At 64.1% G+C, this 3763-nt stretch carries 4 protein-coding genes; 2 read left to right on the plus strand and 2 right to left on the minus strand.

Going from position 1 to position 3763, the window contains the following annotated elements; all coding sequences use genetic code 11:
• Positions 1 to 638 (minus strand): PRC-barrel domain-containing protein (locus tag C1D09_RS25020; protein WP_143976762.1); only part of this gene is annotated, 638 nt, incomplete at its 3' end.
• 284 nt (positions 639 to 922) lie between these two features.
• On the opposite strand from C1D09_RS25020, the gene C1D09_RS25025 reads away from it, so the two are divergent.
• Positions 923 to 1843 carry a diacylglycerol/lipid kinase family protein gene (locus C1D09_RS25025; RefSeq protein WP_143976763.1) on the plus strand — a complete coding sequence of 307 codons (921 nt, stop codon included), beginning with the start codon at positions 923 to 925 and terminating at the stop codon, positions 1841 to 1843.
• A gap of 26 nt (positions 1844 to 1869) precedes the next feature.
• Here the strand turns inward: C1D09_RS25025 and C1D09_RS33290 are convergent, their stop codons facing one another.
• Positions 1870 to 2043: a hypothetical protein gene (locus C1D09_RS33290; RefSeq protein WP_167514743.1), complete on the minus strand. Its 174-nt coding sequence runs from the start codon at positions 2041 to 2043 to the stop codon at positions 1870 to 1872.
• A 93-nt stretch (positions 2044 to 2136) separates the two neighbouring features.
• Between C1D09_RS33290 and C1D09_RS25030 the strand changes: the two genes are divergently transcribed.
• Complete coding sequence (locus C1D09_RS25030) at positions 2137 to 3699, plus strand: sensor histidine kinase (RefSeq protein WP_167514744.1); 1563 nt, start codon at positions 2137 to 2139, stop codon at positions 3697 to 3699.
• Positions 3700 to 3763 lie beyond the last annotated feature (64 nt).

Genomic DNA, 3763 nt, shown 5'->3' on the forward strand with positions numbered 1-3763 from the left:
TCCTTGGACAGCACGATGTCGTTGACGCTGCCGATGTTCTGCGCGTCGTCGCCCGTGCCGTTGTAGACAGTCTCACCAATGATGTTGGTGGCTAGGTTGCCGTCGGCGCGCTTCACCGGCTCGGCCGGAGCGGCTGCGGGAGCCTGTGCGGTGTCCGTCGTCGCAGGTGCTTTCGGGGCTGCCGCGTCCGTGGAAGTCGCAGGAGCAGGCGCTGGCCCGTAGGGCTTGCTGTCGAAATCCGGATGCGCCTTCAGTTCGTCCTTGCTTGTCTGGGCCACCAGCCAGCGGTCGCCGTTCTTTTCGGCCCATTGCAGCTTGTCATAGTCAAAGGCTACATTCTTCGCACCGACGCCCAGAAAGCCGCCGACGCCGATGACGACGGACTTGGCCATGCCGTCCTTGTCGAAGACGACATCGGTGACCTTGCCGATGTTCTCGGCGTTGTCGCTGGTGCCGTTATAGACGGATTCGCCAATGATGTTGGTGACGATGCTGCCTTCGGCGCGCGCCACGGGAGCGGCCGCGGCCGGTTCCTGAACGGACGGTGAGGCAGGTGCGGGGGTCGTCGTGCTCTGCGCTAACGCGCCGGTCGCGATCAACGTTGCGAGTGCGGTCGTGGCTAAAAGGGTGCGTATCATGATAGTCTCTCCTGGTGCGTAATTTCATGCACGCCGCGCCCGATTGAACCGTCGCTGGAGAAGATCGGGCGCGGCATCTCCACGGGTTCACAACGTCGTGACCATGACGTTGTTCCGACAAAACGGCGTGGATTTCGCGTTGGAAAACACGCAATAGTTGCGCCGAAGCTAATGAACACGCGTCGAATTGCGCGGTTCCAGCGGAACCTTTCCTGCACCGCAACGTTTCAGCCTTCGGCTGGGTTCGTCCTGGCCCGTTTTGGTCTGACATAACGGAGCGGGGCATGAAATTTGCAGCGGTGCTGAACCGGGATGGCGGCACCTTGCGCACCACCGACCTCGCCGCCTTCTCTGACAGGATGCGCCAGACGCTGGAAACGGCAGGCCATACGCTGAGCATCGATGTGGTTGCTGGCAAGGACGTCGTGGAGAGCCTCGACAGCGCCGCCTCGCGCCGTGCCGTCGATGTCGTGCTGGCGGGTGGCGGCGACGGGACCATTTCAGCGGCGGCCGCGAGGCTGATGGGCAAGAAACAGGCGCTTGCCATCTTGCCGGCCGGGACCATGAACCTGTTCGCGCGTGGCCTCGGCATTCCGCAGTCGCTCGATGCCGCGCTGAAATCCTTCGCCGACGGTGAGATCATCGCCGTCGACATGGCCGCCGCCAATGGCCGTCCCTTCGTTCATCAATTCTCGATCGGCATGCATGCGAAGATGGTGCAACTGCGTCAGGGAATGGAATTCGGCTCGCGCCTGGGCAAGATCGGCGCTTCGGCCAAGGCGGCATGGGCGACAATCAAGAACCCGCCGGCGATGAACGTCACGCTCACTATCGGCAAGGCCGAGATGATGGCCCGCATCACAGGCATCGGCGTCACCAACAACCTGTTTGGTGAAGGCCATCTGCCCTATGCGGACAATCCTTCGGGCGGCGTGCTCGGCATCTATGTCACGGTGGCGCAACAGCGCGCCGAACTGATGAAATTCCTTTTCAACGTGGCGCGCGGAAAATGGCGCGAGAACGAACATGTCGAGATCCACCAGGCTGACCGCACCGTCCTGAAAATCCATACCGGCAGCAGAAAGTTCCGCGCCGTCATGGATGGCGAACTGGTCAAGCTCGAGCGTGAGACGACGATCGAAATCCGGCCCGGCGCGCTGAATGTTCTGGTACCGGCCAGCATCGGCCAGGCAAAGGCCGCCTGATGCGATCTCCAACGACGGCCGAAAATCTAGCCGCTCGGCGCGCTTCCTTGCTGCGTCGCCGGTGTCTTGACGACTTCGCCATATATTTCGGCGATGCCCCAGGCCGCAAAGGCCAGAAGCAGCGCGGCGATCAGGATGCGCAGGCCGTGCCAGCCCCACCGCCCCTGCCGCGCTTTGTCCTCGGAAATGATCTTGGTCATGGCCGGTCCTTGTTTCGCCATGCGCCCGTTGGCGCACTCGGCAAATCACGGTCGGGTAACGGTTCCTCGCTAGGATGGTTCCGGGAGGCAGGCTTGTCGCGGGCCGATGCGTCGGCAGGACGGCCAAGACCGGCATCGGCATTTCCAGCGAGCCTGCCGGCCGGGGTGGCGCTCGCGGTCAATGCCGAAGAGCGGCTGGCCGTGCTGCACGGGCTGGAGATGTTCGACACGGCGGCTGACCCGGATTTCGACCGCATCACCAGCCTTGCCGCGGCCGTAATGCAGGCGCCCACCGCCCTTGTCACGCTCGTCGATATCGAGCGGCAATGGTTCAAGTCGTGCTTTGGTCTCGACGAGACGGAAACCGCGACGGACATCTCTTTCTGCGCCCATGCCATCGCCGCCGGCGACGAGCCTATGGTGGTGACGGACGCAGCGACCGACCCGCGTTTCAGAGCCAACCCGCTGGTCACCGGCAAACATCATGTGCGCTTTTATGCCGGCGCGCCGATGGTGGTGTCAGGCGCCAGGATCGGCACGTTGTGCGTGCTCGACCGCAAACCGCATGCCTATCCCTCCGGGGCCAAGCTCGCCCAACTGAAGACACTGGCCAGCCTCGCCGCCAGCCTGTTCACCTTGAAGGACGCCACCCGCAGCGGCGCCATGGCCGAGGCAGCCCTGGCGCGCGAGGAAAAGCGGCGCGCCATCGCGCTCGATGCCGCTTCGCTCGCCAGCTGGGCATGGGACATCCGCACCGACATGATCGAATGCGATGTCCGTCTGTCGGAACTGTTCAACCTGCCGCGCTCCACCCGGCTACGGGCGCGCGACATCCTGACCGCCATCGATCCGCGCGATGTCTACCAGACCGAAACCCGCTTTCGCGATGCCCTGTCCGGCAGCGACGACTATTTCGGCGAATACCGGGTGAAAGGCTTTCATCCGCCGCGCTGGGTGGCCACGCGCGGCCGCGTCGTCGAGCGCGACGGCGACGGCAAGCCGACGCTCATCTTCGGCGTCAACTACGACATCTCCGAACGCAAGCTCGGCGACGAGCGGCAGCGGCTTCTGCTGCGCGAACTCAACCACCGCGTCAAGAACACGCTGGCGACCGTCCAGGCGCTGGCGACGCAGACCGTGCGTCATGCCCGCCAGCCAAGCGAATTCCTCGAAGCCTTCGGCGCCCGGCTTCAGGCGCTGGGCATCGCCCACAACCTTTTGTCCGACCGCGAGTGGCGCGGCATCGGCATCCGCGAACTCGTCCAGATCGAGATCAGGCCGTTTGACACCGGGGACCAGCCCCGCATCACGATCTCCGGCACCGATCTCTTGCTGTCGCCGGATCAGGCCGTCGGGCTCGGGCTTATCCTGCACGAACTGGCCAGCAACGCTCTGCAACACGGATCGCTGTCGATTGCATCGGGCAAGGTCGACCTCGACTGGAAGACGCAAGGCAGGAAGGGCAACCGCCGGCTGGTGCTGACCTGGCGCGAAAGCGGCGGCCCTGAAGTCGCCCCGCCGGAGCGCCACGGCTTCGGCTCCATCCTGATCCGCCGCAGCCTGGCCAAGGTCATTTCAAGCGAAGTGACCCATGAATTCCGGCCGGAAGGCGTGTTCGCCGAAATATCGATGCCGCTGGAAGATCTGTCCAAGTGACGGATCTTTGATCTCAGGCCGGTGCCGGCGCTATGTCCTCTCGCCGGTGTCCGGATCGTCGGGC

The organism is Mesorhizobium intechi (genome assembly GCF_002879535.1).
Classification (GTDB): domain Bacteria; phylum Pseudomonadota; class Alphaproteobacteria; order Rhizobiales; family Rhizobiaceae; genus Mesorhizobium; species Mesorhizobium intechi.

What these genes read in the sequence shown, in the direction of transcription:
- C1D09_RS25025 (WP_143976763.1), top strand. Translation starts at nt 923, where the DNA reads ATGAAATTTGCAGCGGTGCTGAACCGGGATGGCGGCACCTTGCGCACC.
- C1D09_RS33290 (WP_167514743.1), bottom strand. Translation starts at nt 2,043, where the DNA reads ATGACCAAGATCATTTCCGAGGACAAAGCGCGGCAGGGGCGGTGGGGC.